The organism is Legionella nagasakiensis (assembly GCF_900639915.1).
Classification (GTDB): domain Bacteria; phylum Pseudomonadota; class Gammaproteobacteria; order Legionellales; family Legionellaceae; genus Legionella_A; species Legionella_A nagasakiensis.
This window is the reverse complement of the sequence record NZ_CAAAID010000002.1, coordinates 152460-170923: the sequence shown is the minus strand read 5'-3', so window position 1 is coordinate 170923 and position 18464 is coordinate 152460. Positions and strand designations below refer to the sequence as shown.

Here is an 18464-nt window from a genome sequence, read left to right as displayed (position 1 = left end):
AAAAGGGCATTCTATATTGTATCCGTCATTTGCGTGGATTTTAACATGCCAGCTAAGTACGTTTCTATTTTATTACTGAGAAGGCGTCCATTTTCACTGGTGAATTGAATACCAATGCCAATTGGTTTATTCCCCCCGGCGCCTTTCGGCGTCAACCAGACTACTTTTCCTTCAACCAAATAATTTTCTTCTTCATTCGGTAATTGTATGGATAAATTGACCTTGTTTCCCAATTGAAAATCCTGAGTCGTTCGTATAAAAAGCCCCCCTCCTTGAACAAAAGACATATAGGCTTGATAGAGTGCTGTTTCATCTTTATAAACGCAACCAAGTAATGGTAACTCATCATTCATCCGGTTTCCCTCAAATAACCTATCAATAAATCTTCGATGGCCAATGTCTGGTTAATATTTATATTATGGTTGATTTTTTGCATAAGCGCTTTAATCTTATCCATCTGGCTAAATAATTGCAGAGGATGCGTACAAGTCGCTAAACAAACCAGTTTTTCTGGGTGCAGCAGCATTTGATTTTCAGTAAGCTGCGCATGGATCACATCGGCATGAACAAGATACAAAAACCATAATAAATCATCAAATGCATAGGCCGACCAAAGAGAAGCAACAGAACACAGAGATGTTTTATGTTCGAGTAAATCGCAAAGTGATGCGATAATAACTTCACGCTGTTTGTACAATTGCGCACGCGTTGTTTCCTCAGGATATAATTGACCAAGAGTCAAATAGCCAGAATACCCTTTAAAATCAAACAACTCATAATCAGACACTATGTATCTTTGGCAGCGACTGATTATCGTGGGCAACATATTGCCTATTTGTTCGGCAATTAGAATAAAAACCACATGCTGAGGTGGTTCCTCAAGAATTTTTAACAAAGCATTTGCAGCGGAAACGTTCATTTTTTCCGCCGGCTCCACCACGATAAATCGATGGATACCGCGCTGGGGTGTTTGATAAGCAATGAGCTGCAATTCTCGAATCTGTTCAATCTTTATCGCCTTATCTTGTGCCTCCATGCTGATACGATGAATATCGGGATGATACCCTTGAATCAGCAAATGGCAAGCGCTGCAGGAGCCACAGGCATTGCCTTGCTGACAAATAAGCATGGCGATAAGCCGGTTGACAAGTTGCGGTATTAATCCATGTTGCGGGCCAATAAAAAGTAGTGCCTGAGGCAGTTGCTGTTTGTCCAGCAGTGGCTGCAATCGTTGCCACAAAGATGCGTGCGCCGATAATAAGTTAATTGGATATTGAGATTGCATGATTCACGAGGTATTTATCAAGAACTGCGCGAATTTCAGCCTGAACAATCTTAAGAGGTTGACAGGCATCAATGACCATGACATTACCCATAGTATTTATTTGCTCATGATAACGTTTGTACACATCATTAAAAAATGAAAGCGCTTCTTGCTCTATTCTATCTGTTTTACCACGTTTATAAGCGCGCCGTAAGCCTTTTTGGGGAGAAACATCGAGAAAGATAATTAAATCCGGCTGAAATCCAGCAAGGCAAAAAGAAGATAAACTGGCAATCATATTCTGATCCAGTTTTCGTCCTCCTCCTTGGTAGGCATGCGTCGATAATTCAAACCGATCGGCCAAAACCCAGCATCCTCTATCTAGAGCCGGTTTAATGATTTGCTCAAGCAATTGGACTCTTGCAGCATACAGCAAAAGAAGCTCTGCTCGTGAATCCAATGGCTCATTCGGAATGATGTCTTTAATCAAATGTCTCACAGACTCACCAACCCGTGTTCCCCCCGGTTCGCGAGTCAGAATGATTTCATCAATTTTATCCGTCAAAAAATGCTTAATGGTATTGATTGCCGTTGATTTACCAGCACCTTCAAGCCCTTCAACAACGATAAAACGGCCTCTACATGATGAGTTCATCAATTTTTCCTTAAATAGTGTTTAATCGCCTGTTTTTGTTGTTCATAGGTCACAGAAAACTGATGCGTGCCATCTCCTTTAGCAACAAAATACAAATAATTCGTTACTTTAGGATGTGCTGCTGCATCGATCGCATCTTTGCCAACCATCGCAATTGGGGTTGGCGGTAACCCTCGATAACGATAAGTATTGTAAGGTGAATCAATCTGTAATGCTTTTCGTGTTAATTTTCCCTTGTACCGTGAACCTAACGCATAAATGACGGTCGGATCGACCTGCAAAGGCATGTTTTTTCGCAATCGATTAACAATAACCCCTGCGATTAAACGCTTCTCACTGGGAATAGAGGTTTCTTTTTCAAGAATTGAGGCAACCGTTAATAATTCATAGGGAGATTTATAAGGCAAGTCAGGACTGCGCTGCTGCCAACTTTGCTCAAGTTGCTGTTGTAAATTAGCGTATGCCTGCGCCAATACTTGTCGACTACCACTGCCAGCATCGTAATAATACGTATCAGCAAGCAATAAACCTTCTGCACTTGTAAAAGTATCCGTAATGGCCTGCCAATCCTTGTCGGAATAAGTTAAATAGGCAGCTTGTTTAAGATTCATTGCCACCTGATTTTGTGTTGTACCTTCAATAATACGAAAAGACTCTTGCAACACGTCGCCAGCGACTACCCGAAACAAAAACTGTTGGGCAGATTCACCCGTTTGAATTTGATAAATTCCTGCCTTAAGCTGTTTTGTCAATCCCTGCATTCGTATTAATAACAGAAAAAGGCGTTCAGACTCAATCAAATGCCGCGCTTTAAGGCTATGGACAAAAGAAGAAGCAGAGGTTGATTTGTCCAAATTCATGGTGATTGGTTCATGCTGCTCTGACAGCATGGGGCGATACATGAGCCGATATAAATCAAAACCTAACATCATTGCCAGGCCAATTGCAAATAATGCCAGACAATAAACAAGAAAATACTTCAACCAACGACGCTTCATGAATATCTCAGCTTGCTCAAGTAAGATGATACAGCATGAATGACAACAAAAGAATGCTGAAAAAACCGCATGTTTTTACCGACATTTTGTATGGAATAAACATGCTAGCATAGATAACGGAAGATGTATCATAAGTCCGTCAAATCCCAGGGAAAGATCATGAGTGGTTATAATTTCACTCAAATATCGACCTCCCGCGCTTTATGCGCGGGGGCCAGATGCCTCACTAGATTCCTGGATCCTGTGGACAAGCCGCAGGACGTAGAAAAGTAGAACTTATTTAGCGTTCTATTGACTTGATTGTCAATAATTTAATCATTTATGCGCCTGGCCCTGCATCAGACACTGAATATCGTAAACGATAACCAGAGTTGCGAGCATTCCGCTTTTAACCAGTAAAAGGTTAAAATTGACGCAAAAACCCTTAAGAATGATCCATTTTCTTAAATAACAAACTACCGTTAGTACCCCCAAATCCTAATGAATTACTCAACGCGAAGTGAATCGTTCGATTTTGCGGTTCATGGGCGACATAATTTAAATCAAACCCTTCGTCCGGATTATCAAGATTAATCGTTGGGGGAGCCACCTGATCACGAATCGCCAGGATACTAAATATCGCCTCGACCGCTCCAGCTGCGCCCAATAAATGTCCAGTCATCGATTTTGTCGAACTCACCGCTAACTGATAAGCGTGCTCACCAAACACTCGTTTAATTGCTCGGGTTTCATTGAGATCGTTTAGGGACGTAGACGTACCATGAGCATTGATGTAATCCACCTGATTTGGTGAAATTCCCGCATCTTTAATAGTAATTTCCATGGAACGCGCTGCTCCATCGGCATCTTCATCCGGTGCAGTAATATGATAAGCATCAGCAGACATACCAAAACCAACCAATTCAGCATAAATTTTTGCGCCACGAGCTTGTGCATGCTCATACTCTTCAAGCACCAAAATTCCTGCCCCTTCACCCATCACAAAACCATCCCTATCCTTATCCCAAGGACGTGATGCTTTTTCTGGTTCATCATTTCGTTTCGATAAGGAACGCACCGCGGAGAAACCAGCAAGACATAGTGGGGTTGTTGTCATTTCAGCGCCGCCACAGACCATCACATCAGCATCCCCATAGGCAATCATTCTTGCAGCAAGACCAATATTATGAGTTCCTGTCGTGCAAGCAGTAACCACTGAAATATTAGGGCCTTTTAGGGCATGCTTAATTGAGATTTGACCGGCGACCATATTGATAATACCCGCGGGGATAAAAAATGGTGATACTTTACGTGGGCCACCTTTAAGAAGCTTTTCCTGATTGTTCGTAATTGTCTGTATACCACCAATGCCCGCTCCCACCGCAACGCCAGCTCGGTAAGAAAGTTCTGCATTAATTTTTAATCCAGCATCCGCCAATGCTTCATCTGCTGCCACCATGCCATATTGAGTAAATAAATCCATTTTACGCGCTTCTTTGAGCGACATATATTTTTCAGCGTCAAAATCCTTGACCTTAGCCCAAATTTTTGTTGGGTATTCACTAGTATCAAAATCCTCAACGAAACCCACACCGCTTTTACCCGCCAGAATATTCCGCCAGGAACTTTCTACATTTAAGCCAACAGGGGTTAGCATGCCCATGCCGGTCACAACAACACGCCGTTTGTTCAATGAATAACTCCTAATATCAGGCCTTTACATTAAAAAAATCGTTTTTATACAAGACAAAACTGAACCGGGATAGCACAAAAGGATACCCCGGAACCATAAATCCATTAAATCCTGGCTATCCTCTTAGCGTTAGCCAGATTATATGCGTAAGTATAAAGGAACCAAATCTACAAGCTTATTAACAAATTATACTAAAAATGAACACTGGACGCCATTACTGCACTCCTCACAAATAACGTCTATTATTCTAGGGTCCGTTGACAATTTGTTTTGTGAAGCGGGAATGCCGATGACTTAGACCAAACGAATTGCCAATAGATCTTCTTCTTAGATTTTTTAACAAGCTCTATGAGGTTCCTCTCTCAATTTTATGCTTCTTCTTTATTAAGATTAGCCTCTATGTAATCAATGGCTTCTTGAATCGTGGTAATTTTTTCTGCTTTTTCATCAGGAATTTCCGTTTCAAATTCTTCTTCCAATGCCATTACCAATTCAACGGTATCGAGAGAGTCCGCACCTAAATCATCAACAAATGAAGCGTCATTCTTTAATTCATCTTCTTTAACACCTAATTGCTCTACTACAATTTTGCGAACTCGTTCTTCTACTGTGCTCATAACTTGTTTTTCCTCTTTCCGTTATAAAAATGCATTGTTTCAAACTTCAAAAGCATGAAATTTGAAACGATAAAATTAATGTTGGGTAGTTTATTCTATTCTTCAGATAACGCAAGTTTCTTGACCAGCTTCTTTTCCCAAATAAAAAAATACGCCTCCTTAACTCATATACATACCACCATTCACATGAATGGTTTCACCAGTAATATAATTACCATGATCGGATGCAAGAAATGCAACCACTTCAGCAATATCTTCTACCTTACCTAAACGCCTTAAAGGAATTCGTTTTAACATTTCTTCTTTAACCATATCTGGCAATGCCGCAGTCATATCGGTATCAATAAATCCTGGAGCCACGACATTGACCGTGATTCCACGACTGCCAATTTCTTGAGCTAATGATTTGGAAAAACCAATTAAACCGGCTTTCGCGGCAGTATAATTAGTTTGACCTGAATTGCCACTGATACCAACCACTGAACCAATACTAATAATTCGTCCCCATCGAGCACGAAACATAGGTTTCAAACACGCTTTGGTTAGGCGAAACACAGAATTCAGATTGGTTTCAATGACGCGATACCACTCTTCATCTTCCATACGTAATAATAAATTATCACATGTAATTCCCGCATTATTGACCAGAATATTTGGTAACTGGTTTTGATCAGACAACTGGGTCATCATCTGCTCAACGCTCTCTTTATTGGTTACATCAAGCACAACACCGTGACCGGCAAGAGATTCCTGTTGAAATGCTCTACTAATCGCGGCAGCGCCTTGGTCAGTCGTTGCGGTTCCCACGACATAAGCACCCTTTTGTGCCAACGTTAAAGCAACCGCTTTACCTATGCCGCGACTTGCACCGGTTACCAGCGCAATTTTCTCCTGTAAGTTAATCATATAGAAATCCTCTAATGGATGACATTGACCGCCTGATTCAGGCTGGATAAATCATTGATACTGACGGTTTGCAATGATTTATCAATGCGCTTCACCAATCCAGCCAAGACTTTACCTGGACCACATTCAATCATCTGTTCAATCCCGCTTTGTTTCATCATTTGAATCGTTTCCACCCAACGAACAGGACGATATAATTGTTCCTTTAATAAGGTTCTTATCTGTTCGGCCGATTGATAAACACTAAGATCCACATTACTGATGACTGAAGTGACGGGTGTATTAAATGTTGTTTGTGCCAGATGTTCAGAAAATAATTCAGCCGCTTTAGTTAACAATGGACAATGGCAGGGAACACTAACGGGAATTACCATCGCCAGACGAGCCCCCATGGCATTCGCCAGAGACATAGCACGCTCAACCGCCGGCGCATGCCCTGCAACAACAACTTGTCCTATAGCATTATAATTGGCTGGAGCCACTTGCTGTTCTTCATGACTGGCTTTCTGACAAAGAGCGCCTACCTGCTCATCGCTCAATCCAACAATGGCCGCCATTGCGCCCTCGCCTAATGGCACAGTTTCCTGCATTAACCTTCCCCGTGTAGCAACGAGTTGCGCGGCATCTGTCAAAGAAATGGCTTCAGCACATACCAGTGCTGCATACTCACCTAGACTATGACCAGCCATCATACTGGCACGGATTTCCATCCTTTGCTGTAATACTCGATAAACGGCTACGTCAGCAGTCAACATCGCGACCTGAGTATGTTCCGTCTGATTCAGACGATCTTCGGGTCCATGCTGAACCAAATGCCAAACATCATACCCAATCTGTTCAGACACTTCAGCAAATAATTCAGGAATAACAGGATAGTGACCTGCCAATTCATTTAACATCCCAACGAATTGGGAGCCTTGACCAGGAAACACAAATGCGCTCATCACCATAATAATCTCTAAAGAGTCTAACCAAATAAAATAAATCCAGGGTCTGTTGGCATACATGAACCTTAATAGCGTATAGCCATAGCACCCCAGGTCATACCGCCACCAAACGACTCCAGTAACAACAAATCACCTCGTTGAATACGCTTTTCTCTTATAGAAATATCCAAAGCCAGAGGAATAGAAGCAGCCGACGTATTGCCCTGATGCTCAATCGTCACAATAACTTGCGACATAGGAAGGGATAATTTTTTAGCGATTGCGTTAATAATGCGAATATTCGCCTGATGAGGAACCAGCCATTTAATATCCGATTTCTGCAAGCCACTGATCGTCAGCACTTCATCAACAATATCACCCATAATATTGACCGCGATTTTAAACACTTCATTGCCGCGCATGCCAATAAAAGACTTTTTACCATTTTCTGTATAAGCAGCATACGTTAATAATTTTCCTTCATCATAAGCAGCATGCAGTACACTGCCAAGAATTCCTGGTTGATTATCCGCACTCAATACGACGGCCCCGGCGCCGTCTCCAAATAAGACACAAGTTGCACGATCAGTCCAATCCACAGCACGCGACATGCTTTCACTACCAACGAGCAAGATATGTTTCGCCGTGCCAGCAGCCAAGTATTGCTTGGCAATATCGAGTGCATAAATAAAGCCACTGCAAGCGGCACTAATATCAAAAGCGGGAATTGGACGCTTAATGTCCAATGCTTGCTGGACATGACAAGCTACGCTTGGAAAAAAATGATCTGGCGTGCAGGTTGCAACAATAATCAGATCAATGTCATCGGCTTGTATACCGGAGGAACTTAAAGCTTTTTTTGCAGCTTCACTTGCCATAAATGACGTTGTTTCATGAGGAGCAGCAACCCGCCGGCTGCGAATGCCCGTTCGAGTCATGATCCATTCATCCGTGGTGTCTAATATCCTTTCCAATTCTTTGTTGGTCAGTTCACGCTCAGGCAAATAACTTCCGGTTCCACGAATCACCGCATTTTTCATAACAACAAACCTTGATTGATGAAGTTAGTGATTTGGTCACGAACCAAATCAACCACGTTATTTTTAACTTGCAAAACCGCTTCTTCAATGGCACATTGAAAAGCCATCTCACTGGCACCACCATGGCTTTTAACCACGATGCCATTTAATCCTAACAGACTTGCGCCATTATAACGGGCAGGATCGATGCGTTTTTTCATATAGGATAGGGCAGGCAAGGCAACAAAACCGGCCATTTTTGCTAGCCAGTTGCGAGTAAATGATTCTTTTAAGATAGACAGGATGAGCTTAGCCAATCCTTCACTTGCTTTTAACGTGGCATTACCTACAAATCCATCACAAACAACCAAATCAACTTCACCAGAATAAAATTGATCGCCTTCGACATAACCCACATAATTCATAACGCTGCATTCAGACAGCATATGCGCCGTACGTTTAACCTGATCATTTCCCTTTATTTCTTCGACACCAATATTAAGCAATCCAATCTTAGGCATGGATTTATTATCCAATGCTTGAATGAGCGCAGAACCCATGATAGCGAATTGAAATAAATGTTCGGCACAAGAATCAACATTGGCCCCCAAATCAATCACCCGGGTTTTACCTTTCATGGTGGGCAATTCAGCAATAATGGCTGGCCTGTCAATCCCAGGGAGGGTTTTTAAAACAAACCGTGCCGTAGCCATCAAGGCTCCTGTATTGCCGGCACTGACACAAGCCTGAGCTTTTTTTTCTTTCACCTGATTAATGGCTACCCGCATCGACGAATCTTTTTTATTACGCAATGCATGGGAAGGCAATTCATCCATAGCCACCACTTCAGAGGCATGAACAATTGTAAATTGAGCATTTGATAGAGCTCCATGCTTCTTCAAATGGTTGGCCACTTGCTGCTGATCACCCACCAACAACAATTTTAAATCAGGATTATTACGTATTGCGCGCACACAAGCCGGAATCACAATGTCCAAACCATGATCCCCGCCCATCGTATCAATGGCAATGGTAATGGTATTCAAGGACATTACTCTTCTTCGTAAACGTTATCTGTGTCCAGAACCTTGCGTCCACGATAATAGCCATCTTCCGTAAGATGATGCCGCCGATGCGTTTCACCAGTCGTTGGGTCAACCGAAAGAGTCGGTTTGGTTAATGCATCATGAGAACGACGCATATCACGTCTCGAACGTGATTTTTTATTTTGTTGTACAGCCATTGTATTACTCCTAAACAATTTGTTTTCGTAGGGCCGGAATATTACCGATTTTTTATTTGCAATCCAAGTCTTGTTGTGAGAAATTAGATTATATCATGGATATATCGTTTGACATCGCTATCGCACGTGGCAGGATCGAGATGTTTTTCAGGGGTGTTCAAATGCAATTCATCCGTTATTAATTCGGCCAAATTGATCGTATAGTTATCTGAAACCATACATTCATACTGTTCCATTAATTTTTCCGCAATGGCATCGTTCAGACATACCGCTAATTGTGTCTCATGATGATAGTCGCAGGGAAATACATGCAAGCAGCGTTGACAAACGATCTCAATGCTCCCTTTTGTGCTCATCCGCAATAAAATATAATTATCTGCAGTTGCCTCCACCCAGTAATCGCAAGATAAATGGCAAGCCATGGAAAGATGAGCGGGGAGTCGTTCCTCAATGGTCAAATCAGCGTGCCGCACTTCTTTTTCCTTTGCCAATTTTGCTAAAGAAATTTTCATGATAATAACTACAAAATTGTGTCGCCAGGAAGTATAGCGTAAAATATTCAATTTTTATACATATTGAACTTGATTATGGGTGCTAAAGTCATCGTGGGCATGTCAGGCGGCGTGGATTCATCGGTTGCCGCATGGTTATTAATGGAGCAAGGCTATCAGGTCGAAGGCCTGTTTATGAAGAACTGGGAGCAGGATGATAAAGATGGCTATTGTGCTGCCGCCGAGGATTTAGCGGATGCACAGGCTGTATGTAAACAATTAGGCATCCCATTACATAGCATCAATTTCTCGGAACAATATCTGCAACGAGTATTTGATCATTTTCTTACAGAATACGAACAGGGTCGAACACCAAACCCGGATGTCCTATGTAATAAAGAAATCAAATTCAATGCTTTTTTAAACCATGCTTTATCTTTAGGCGCCGATTTCATCGCAACAGGCCATTATGCAAGAATTCAAGTCAACAACGGCGCAGCAACCTTATGCAAAGCAAAAGACCGGGATAAAGATCAAACCTACTTTCTCCATGCCGTAGAACCCTCTGCCTTGGCCAAAACCTTATTTCCAGTAGGCGATTATCTTAAATCACAAGTCCGAGTGTTGGCAAAAGAGCTTGGTCTGGCAACTCATGCTAAAAAAGATTCCACTGGAATTTGCTTCATTGGCGAAAAGCGGTTCAAATCCTTTCTGAATGAATTTATATTAGCCAAGCCGGGTGATATCAAAACTTCTCTGGGTGAAACGATAGGACGCCACGACGGCCTGATGTTCTATACATTGGGGCAGCGCCAGGGCTTAGGCATTGGTGGAATGCGCCATGGCAGTGAAGATCCATGGTATGTCGTCGATAAAGAGTTAACAACCAATACCCTCGTTGTCGCACAAGGCAGCCATCACCCCATGCTTTATGCCCAGGGGCTTCTCGCAAGCTCTATCCATTGGTTGACTGCGCATCCGCCTTCCCTACCCTTAACCTGTTATGCCAAAATCCGCTATCGCCAACAGGAGCAGGCCTGTGTGATATCACCGGCAAACAATCACCAACATTGTGTTTTATTTTCTAGCCCACAGCGTGCAGTAACGCCTGGGCAATACATTGTTTTCTACGATAAAAATCAATGCCTGGGCGGTGCAACCATTGAACAAATTATCCGCTAATCGTATATAATTAAAAAAAATCAGTCTCTGGAGTAACCATGGCAGCTATTAATGCATCACCTGAACCAACTGGCATTCATTTTTCCGTCAGCGCCGCAGATAAAGTGGCCTCATTAATTGCTGAGGAAGAAAATCCCAAGCTAAATCTGCGAGTCTATATTACAGGCGGTGGATGCTCTGGTTTTCAATATGGCTTTACTTTCGATGAAACAATACAAGAAGACGATACCGTCATAGAGCAACGTTGCTCGAATGATTCAGGTTCCGTAAAACTATTAATTGATTCCATGAGCTATCAATACCTGCAAAATGCAGAAATTGATTATACGCAAGGCATCCAGGGGGAACAGTTTATTATTCGCAACCCCAACGCAAAAACCACTTGCGGTTGCGGTTCATCATTTAGTATTGATGATGAAGATTAGGCTTTAATAAGGCTTCACAATGACTTTTGAGCCAATATTCATGAAATTTTGATTCAGCCAACGGGCATCGCTTGGTTTAACACGGATACAACCATGACTTGCATTATGATTTGGCACATCCGGTGAGCCATGAATGGCATAATATTTACTAAAAAACATACAATAGGGCATGGGTGCTCCGCCTTTACCCACAGGGTAACGACTGGAACGACAGCTGGCGCCTCGTTTGCTGATGATACGGTAAGTACCAGAAGGCGTTCGGCAAGAGCGTTTAATGTCGCGGCAATAATGACTACCACCTGACCCTTTCCCAGTCCGAATCACTTTATCATTTTTAACCGCCTTCCAACGCAACGTTTTGGGATTATATATAAAAGTATTGACGGCATGCATTTGCTGGGTCATAGATTGATGAGCATCCTCTATAGGACCAGGTGCGGCAAAGGAAATAACCGGTAATAAAAAAAGAAAAGCCACACTGCCGATGATCAAACATTGATAAAAACATCTTGCCAGATTATGACGATAACACGCTCGATTCTCATCCATGATTCGTCCTTTTTTTTACAATTATTGTTTAAATATAGATCATTAATAAATCATATCAAGCAATAATTATTCTTTTTGATATAAAAATAACCATTATTTTTTATTGATGCGTTTAGGTGAGTTAATCTTGAGCTAACATTCATTTGCTATAGTTATTAAAGACCTCCTAAACGGGAACAGCCCATGTCAAAAGAAATAAAAGTCCGAACGACGGCCGATTTAGATAAGTGTCCTGACGTGCTTGCCTCTGCGGCTGAACATACTCATGTCAGCGTCGGAGATTTGCATGGTAATGCTCTGAAGTTGATTTATACTCTGATTGAAGAAGGCTTTTTGAAAGTTACTCCTGAGCAATACAAAGACTTACATGATATCTATTATACACGAACCAGCTCTCTTACTGCCGACGACCTAGAGACGTTTCGAGCGATCATCGATAGCGCCGTCATTAACACCGACCGTTCCCTCACGCTGATTGGCGATGAATTAGCCGATCGAGGCAATAATGATTATTTTACGCTCTTAGTCTTAAAAAAATTGCATGATGCAAACCTTGATGTGGACATCATGGTGTCCAATCATAGCGCGGAATTTATCAGAGATTACGAACACCGGCGATTTACAGGAATACATCAATTATTCGGAAATCAGGGACAATCATTGACCAACATGCAACGTTTGATTGCCCGCGGTTTAGTCGATGAAGGAGAAGTACGCCAAATCGTTGATGATTGCTATAAACCGATGGTAAAAGCCATTGGTTATACGGTTTCTCCCGAGGGGGAAATCACTTTATTTTCTCATGCCCCTATTGGACTTGAAACCATTGAAGCGTTGGCAAATAAATTTAGCATTCCTTACCATGAAGACAGTCCAACAGCATTAATTACCACCATCAATGCCATCAATGAACGTATATATACCTTATTTACTGAAAAAACATTGGCGAGTCTCATAGACCAAGAAGGGCATTCTGACCCCAAGGATCCGGTTCCACCAACTAAACCACTGATGCGCCTTGTGTGGAACCGTGCCATCGGCGATGAATTACGCACAGAACCCCGCGGTGGCTTTAAAGTCAGCTTTGTGCACGGCCATATTGGTGATGGAGAAATTCTGCAACACGGCACCACCCCGCTGCCCAGCCACCGGAATCTGGACGGCTGGTTTGGCAAAGATAGGGAGTTATCACGAACTGGAACACTTCGTGATGCTTATGGACTTCTTGACGTTCGCCATTTTACGCAACACTCATCCGAACTCACCGCCAAACAACTCATCCATAGCTCAACAGCACGTCATAGCGAGGTTCTTGCCGACCTAGTAGCCGTCGCTCACACGCATGAAGCACGCATGCGTATGCAGGCTGACGCTGACTATCTTAAAATCCGTCAAGTTTTAGCAGACACCAAAAACCTAATTCGTCTAGAGTTAAAAGAGTATGATGTGCCTCAACAAAAACAAGAAAAACTACTTCACGAATTAGACGAAGCTGCCACAGCGTACCATCGTGGGGATACAACGGCTGAAGATTACAGAGCAAGTCTCGATGACCTTACTTCCCGCGTCAATGAACAGCATGAAAAAGTAAAGCAGCATATTGCATTTAATCATGCCCTGGCTTTATTGGCAGCAAAAAATGTCGAATTACAAGAAAAAGCGAAACATGATCCGAAGAATTATAAGAAAGCCGCTGAAGCATCCGATGCCTTACTTAAAGCACTAAGCACTAATAGCGAGCAGTATTTCACCCAAGATAAAATTGATGCTAAAACATTTAAAACACAATGCGACCAGTCCATTAAGACTGCCACAACAGAGTTAGAAAAGCATCGCGGGGTATGGTATCAACTATCACCAATTATTCGCGGAATTATCGGGGTTATTGCCATCATAGGAACCATAGCAACCGCTGGAATTCCTGCTGCGGCCGTTGCCGCTTTTTCAAAACGTGGTTATTCAGACACATTCTTTTCTACGCCTGACACCGATTCCATGGAAAAAGTGAAGAATTTTCAGAAAGCCTATCAAGCAATTATTAAATCTGATGACGATGAACCAACCGAAAAGCCCAGCCAATCCTTAGGCGGCTGATCGACTAAAAAATAGTGGCGCATGCCCTAACTCTGCCAATGATTGATTCCTGATTTTTTTATAATAAATTCAATGAATTCATTGTGTCTGGCCGTTTCGACAGGATCAGCCAATATAATTGGGGAATGACTTGATAATGCTTCATAGGAGATACTGCTTTTTACCTTTGTTTCTTCTTTTAACTGAATATCACCATCAAACAAACTGGCCTGCCCGCCGGTCATCGCCAAATAAACGAATGCTAATATTTCAGCATCCAGCAAAGCCCCATGCAATTGGCGGTTTGAGTTGTCGATTTCATAGCGCTTGCATAACGCATCCAAGCTATTACGCTGCCCGGGATGCTTTTCGCGGGCTAGAATCAAAGTATCTACAATACCACAGTGCGCTTCCAAAGATTTTGGCCACTTGATTTGTGTTAATTCGGCATTTAAAAAACCAACATCAAAGGGAGCGTTATGAATGATGAGCTCGCTTCCTTCAATAAATTGTATAAATTCAGAAACAATATCTTGAAATAATGGTTTATCTTGCAAAAACTCCGTACTGATGCCATGAACCCGAAAGGCTCCTTCCTCCACCTCTCGTTGAGGATTCAAATAAACATGAAAATGATTACCCGTCAGTTTTCTATCAAGTAACTCAACGCATCCAATTTCAATGATTCGATGGCCTTTTTCTGGACCAATGCCTGTTGTTTCCGTATCTAGCACGATTTGGCGCATATTCTTACCTGTAAAAAAGAGAAATTAGTGTATAGGCTGCACCTAATCTGCCTGCAACAATTGTTCAATGGCTTGATTTGCCAAGCTATCCGCTTGTTCATTTTCAGGATGCCCTGCGTGTCCTTTAACCCAATGCCAGCGAATTTGATGTATTTTAGCCAGCTCATCCAATCGTTGCCACAGATCGACATTTTTGACGGGTTCTTTTTTTGCATTACGCCAACCATTTTTTTTCCATTGCACCATCCAGTTTGTCATGCCTTGACGCAAATACTGCGAATCCGTGTAAAGTTCAACCTGGCAAGGGCGTTTTAGTGCTTCCAGTGCTTTGACCGCTGCCGTTAATTCCATACGATTGTTGGTGGTGTGTGATTCTGCACCATGCAGTGTTTTTTCCTGCCCTTGATAACGTAACAAAACACCCCATCCACCAGGACCTGGATTTCCTTTGCAAGCACCATCCGTATAAATTTCAATGGACATAAAAAACCTGTTCTTAGATTTCGTTAATTAAGGCTAAACTTACCATTTAATATCTGTCGCTTAATGATTTCTATATCAGGTGCAAAATAACGATCTACCTCATAAGGGGCAACGTATTCTCTTATTTTATGGTAGAGATTCTGCAATTTTGGCGATGTCTTTAATGGCTTGTAAAAGTCAAGGCCCTGACAAGCAGCCAATAATTCAATCGCCAGAATCGTCGCCGTATTGTCAATCATGGGTTGCAATCGCCGGGCAGCATTGGTTGCCATCGAAACAATGTCTTCCTGATTGGCTGAAGTCGGCAAACTGTCAACCGAATGAGGATGCGCCAAAGCCTTATTATCGCTGGCACATGCCGCAGCGGTCACATGGGCAATCATAAATCCTGAATTTAATCCGCTTTCCTTGACCAAAAACGCGGGCAAGCCACTGAAATTCTTATCAATTAACAAAGCGATACGCCGCTCGGCATTCGCACCCATTTCAGCAATGGCCAAGGCAAGATTATCAGCCGCCATAGCCAGTATTTCACCATGAAAATTACCGCCCGACAAAACATCGCCTTGCTCGGCAAATACCAAAGGATTATCCGACACCGCATTGGCTTCAACTTGCAATGTTTCGCCGACAAATTGCATCTGATGAAGCACCGCCCCCATGATTTGCGGCTGGCAGCGAAGTGAATAAGGATCTTGGATGCGTGTGCATTGACGATGCGCTTCACGAATCTCACTGTCGACTAATAACTCACGATACATGGCAGCCACTTGTCTTTGTGCTTGATGACCACGAACGGCATGGATACGATCATCAAAAGGCACATCACTGCCACTGGCTGCATCAACTGACAAACTGCCAGCCAAAACAGCGGTTTCAAACAACCATTCACTGCGAAAGAAAGCATGCATACAAAGCGCTGTAGAGACCTGCAATCCATTTAATAAAGCCAAACCTTCTTTAGGAGCCAAATCCAGCGGAGTAAGTCCGGCGATGGTAAGCCCTTCGGCTGCCTTGATGATTTGTCCTTGATAGCGCACGTCTCCCTCACCCAGTAAAGGCAATGCAAGATGCGCTAATGGTGCAAGATCACCCGACGCTCCCACTGAGCCTTTGCTGGGAATACAAGGGTATACTTCTGCGTTATAAAGCGCGCATAAAGCATCAATGAGCTTTTGGCGAACCCCAGAAAAACCTTGAGATAAGTTATTGATTTTTAATAATAGAATGAGAGAAACAATGTCATCTGATAATAGTTCGCCACTGCCACAAGCATGCGACAAAACGATATTTCTTTGTAATGTCTTGAGTTTATCGGCAGAAATAATTTCATTGGCAAGCGAACCAAAACCGGTATTAATGCCATAGACGGTTTTTTTTTCTCCAATAATCTGCTGAATCATGTGTTCTGAAGCATGAATGGCTTGATAACACGACTTGTCTAAAACACAGCGCTTTTTTTCGTAAAGAACCTGTTTTAATAAGGATAAATTGAGTTGGCCTGGCGAAAGAATAAATTCATGATTCATGGTGTTTCTCCCAATCCCTCCATAGGCAGCCACAAGTGATTTTTCTTTGCACATTGTCTGGCAAGTTCATAACCTGCATCCGCATGACGCATGACCCCTGTTGCCGGATCATTATGCAATACCCGTGCAAGTCGTGTGGCTGCTTTGTCGCTGCCATCCGCAACAATCACCACCCCGGCATGCTGAGAAAACCCCATGCCAACACCGCCGCCGTGATGAATGCTAACCCAGGTTGCACCACTTGCGCAATTCAGTAAGGCGTTGAGAAATGGCCAATCAGACACCGTATCACTGCCATCAAGCATGCCTTCCGTTTCTCGATTAGGGCTCGCCACTGAGCCTGAGTCCAGGTGGTCACGACCAATCACAATCGGTGCTTTTACTTCGCCGGTCTTCACCATCTCGTTAAATGCCAAGGCAAGACGAGCGCGGTTCTCCAAACCTACCCAGCAAATTCGCGCCGGCAACCCTTGAAAAGCAATCTTTTCGCGCGCCATATCCAACCATCGATGCAAATGCTTATCCTCTGGAATCAGTTGTTTAACCTTGTCGTCCGTTGCGTAAATATCCTCCGGCTCCCCAGACAATGCTACCCAGCGAAATGGCCCAATCCCCTCGCAAAATAGGGGGCGAATGTATGCGGGCACAAATCCAGGAAAAGCAAATGCTTCTTTAACCCCCGCTTCAAAGGCCATTTGACGAATATTATTGCCATAATCAAACACAGGAATACCTCGCTCGCGAAAAGCCAGCATGGCTTTGACCTGTTTTGCCATCGATGCCTTGGCAGCAGAAACAACTTCTTCCGGAGCTTCTTTTCTTAATCGTTCTGCTTTGGCTAAAGACCAACCACTTGGCAAATAACCGTTAAGAGGGTCATGTGCACTGGTTTGATCCGTCACCAGCGCCGGCATTACATTACGTTGAATCAGTTCAGAATAAAGATCAGCGGCATTCCCTAGTAAACCTACCGATATCGGCTCTTTTTTCCGGCACGAATCTTCAATCCATCCCAATGCCTCCTCTAGGCGCTCAGTAGCACGATCGAGATAACGTGTTTTTAGTCGTTTCTCAATCCGACCTGGATCACACTCAATGGCCAACATGCTTGCACCTGCCATGACCGCAGCTAATGGTTGTGCACCACCCATGCCGCCTAAACCAGCCGTTAGAATCCAGCGCCCAGACAAGTCTCCAGCGTAATGCTTTTTACCAGCCGCCACAAAAGTTTCATAAGTTCCCTGAACAATGCCCTGAGAACCAATATAGATCCAGCTGCCTGCCGTCATTTGGCCATACATCATCAGGCCTTTTTTATCGAGCTCGTTAAAATGCTCCCAGGTTGCCCAGTGGGGAACAATATTCGAATTGGCAATCAAAACGCGTGGTGCATCTTCATGCGTCTTAAAAACTCCTACAGGCTTGCCTGATTGAATCAAAAGCGTCTGATCGTCGTTCAGACCTTTGAGAACATCACAGATTTTATAAAAACACTCCCAATTTCTTGCTGCTCGCCCTAATCCGCCATACACAATTAAAGAATCCGGTGATTCAGCCACTTCCGGGTCAAGATTATTACAAATCATACGTAAAGCCGCTTCAGTTAACCAGCTTTTAGCCTCTTTATCCATTCCACGACGAGCATGAATAGGATGTTTTGTATAGTGCTGATCCATGGTTCATTTC

The 18464-nt window shown here is 43.0% G+C and carries 19 protein-coding genes and 1 pseudogene; 3 read left to right on the top strand and 17 right to left on the bottom strand.

The features are described 5' to 3' along the window. Positions 1–11 precede the first annotated feature (11 nt). The 12 genes and pseudogenes from E1O52_RS02345 to E1O52_RS02290 form a co-directional block, all read right to left on the bottom strand. Positions 12–353 carry a PilZ domain-containing protein gene (locus E1O52_RS02345; RefSeq protein WP_133127099.1) on the bottom strand — a complete coding sequence of 114 codons (342 nt, stop codon included), beginning with the start codon at positions 351–353 and terminating at the stop codon, positions 12–14. Beyond that, the gene (locus E1O52_RS02340; RefSeq protein WP_133127098.1) at positions 350–1285 is read right to left on the bottom strand and encodes a DNA polymerase III subunit; all 936 of its coding nucleotides are present in this window, start codon (positions 1283–1285) and stop codon (positions 350–352) included. The genes E1O52_RS02345 and E1O52_RS02340 overlap by 4 nt, the downstream gene beginning before the upstream one ends. Next, complete coding sequence (tmk, locus tag E1O52_RS02335) at positions 1263–1919, bottom strand: dTMP kinase (RefSeq protein WP_133127097.1); 657 nt, start codon at positions 1917–1919, stop codon at positions 1263–1265. Before tmk ends, E1O52_RS02340 begins: the two co-directional genes overlap by 23 nt. Then, complete coding sequence (gene mltG / locus E1O52_RS02330; RefSeq protein ID WP_133127096.1) at positions 1919–2917, bottom strand: endolytic transglycosylase MltG; 999 nt, start codon at positions 2915–2917, stop codon at positions 1919–1921. The genes tmk and mltG overlap by 1 nt, the downstream gene beginning before the upstream one ends. Positions 2918–3341: 424 nt before the next feature. Beyond that, positions 3342–4589 (bottom strand): beta-ketoacyl-ACP synthase II, encoded by a 1248-nt coding sequence (fabF, locus tag E1O52_RS02325; protein WP_133127095.1) that lies wholly within the window; start codon positions 4587–4589, stop codon positions 3342–3344. A gap of 368 nt (positions 4590–4957) precedes the next feature. Next, positions 4958–5209 (bottom strand): annotated as a pseudogene (acpP, locus tag E1O52_RS02320) (acyl carrier protein); the annotation flags it as partial. Between the two features lie 156 nt (positions 5210–5365). Next, the gene (gene fabG, locus E1O52_RS02315; RefSeq protein ID WP_133127094.1) at positions 5366–6112 is read right to left on the bottom strand and encodes a 3-oxoacyl-ACP reductase FabG; all 747 of its coding nucleotides are present in this window, start codon (positions 6110–6112) and stop codon (positions 5366–5368) included. An 11-nt stretch (positions 6113–6123) separates the two neighbouring features. Further along, positions 6124–7062 carry an ACP S-malonyltransferase gene (fabD, locus tag E1O52_RS02310; protein ID WP_133127093.1) on the bottom strand — a complete coding sequence of 313 codons (939 nt, stop codon included), beginning with the start codon at positions 7060–7062 and terminating at the stop codon, positions 6124–6126. Positions 7063–7124: 62 nt separating this feature from the next. Then, positions 7125–8078 carry a beta-ketoacyl-ACP synthase III gene (locus tag E1O52_RS02305; RefSeq protein WP_133127092.1) on the bottom strand — a complete coding sequence of 318 codons (954 nt, stop codon included), beginning with the start codon at positions 8076–8078 and terminating at the stop codon, positions 7125–7127. Next, complete coding sequence (gene plsX / locus E1O52_RS02300) at positions 8075–9103, bottom strand: phosphate acyltransferase PlsX (RefSeq protein WP_133127210.1); 1029 nt, start codon at positions 9101–9103, stop codon at positions 8075–8077. The genes E1O52_RS02305 and plsX overlap by 4 nt, the downstream gene beginning before the upstream one ends. A 5-nt stretch (positions 9104–9108) precedes the next feature. After that, positions 9109–9300 carry a 50S ribosomal protein L32 gene (gene rpmF / locus E1O52_RS02295; RefSeq protein WP_133127091.1) on the bottom strand — a complete coding sequence of 64 codons (192 nt, stop codon included), beginning with the start codon at positions 9298–9300 and terminating at the stop codon, positions 9109–9111. An 83-nt stretch (positions 9301–9383) separates the two neighbouring features. Further along, on the bottom strand, positions 9384–9812 hold the full coding sequence (locus E1O52_RS02290) for a YceD family protein (RefSeq protein ID WP_133127090.1): 429 nt from the start codon (positions 9810–9812) through the stop codon (positions 9384–9386). Between the two features lie 75 nt (positions 9813–9887). Here E1O52_RS02290 and mnmA point away from each other — a divergent pair, with 75 nt between their 5' ends. After that, complete coding sequence (gene mnmA / locus E1O52_RS02285; RefSeq protein WP_133127089.1) at positions 9888–10973, top strand: tRNA 2-thiouridine(34) synthase MnmA; 1086 nt, start codon at positions 9888–9890, stop codon at positions 10971–10973. 38 nt (positions 10974–11011) lie between these two features. Then, positions 11012–11398, top strand: a complete 387-nt coding sequence (gene erpA, locus E1O52_RS02280) for an iron-sulfur cluster insertion protein ErpA (RefSeq protein ID WP_133127088.1) — start codon at positions 11012–11014, stop codon at positions 11396–11398. A 3-nt stretch (positions 11399–11401) separates the two neighbouring features. On the opposite strand, the gene E1O52_RS02275 is transcribed toward erpA, so the two are convergent. Beyond that, a complete protein-coding gene (locus E1O52_RS02275) occupies positions 11402–11947 on the bottom strand; it encodes a L,D-transpeptidase (RefSeq protein WP_165474684.1) in 546 nt (181 codons plus the stop codon). 183 nt (positions 11948–12130) lie between these two features. Here E1O52_RS02275 and wip point away from each other — a divergent pair, with 183 nt between their 5' ends. Next, positions 12131–14041 (top strand): Dot/Icm T4SS effector Wip, encoded by a 1911-nt coding sequence (gene wip / locus E1O52_RS02270; RefSeq protein WP_133127087.1) that lies wholly within the window; start codon positions 12131–12133, stop codon positions 14039–14041. Positions 14042–14067: 26 nt separating this feature from the next. Here the strand turns inward: wip and dnaQ are convergent, their stop codons facing one another. Genes dnaQ through hutU form a run of 4 tightly spaced genes read right to left on the bottom strand, consistent with a single transcriptional unit; the run spans position 14068 to position 18454 of the window. Further along, positions 14068–14766: a DNA polymerase III subunit epsilon gene (gene dnaQ / locus E1O52_RS02265; RefSeq protein ID WP_133127086.1), complete on the bottom strand. Its 699-nt coding sequence runs from the start codon at positions 14764–14766 to the stop codon at positions 14068–14070. 42 nt (positions 14767–14808) lie between these two features. Next, a complete protein-coding gene (gene rnhA, locus E1O52_RS02260; protein ID WP_133127085.1) occupies positions 14809–15249 on the bottom strand; it encodes a ribonuclease HI in 441 nt (146 codons plus the stop codon). 23 nt (positions 15250–15272) lie between these two features. Continuing rightward, on the bottom strand, positions 15273–16778 hold the full coding sequence (gene hutH, locus E1O52_RS02255; protein ID WP_133127084.1) for a histidine ammonia-lyase: 1506 nt from the start codon (positions 16776–16778) through the stop codon (positions 15273–15275). Beyond that, positions 16775–18454 carry a urocanate hydratase gene (gene hutU / locus E1O52_RS02250; RefSeq protein ID WP_133127083.1) on the bottom strand — a complete coding sequence of 560 codons (1680 nt, stop codon included), beginning with the start codon at positions 18452–18454 and terminating at the stop codon, positions 16775–16777. The genes hutH and hutU overlap by 4 nt, the downstream gene beginning before the upstream one ends. Positions 18455–18464: the final 10 nt, after the last annotated feature.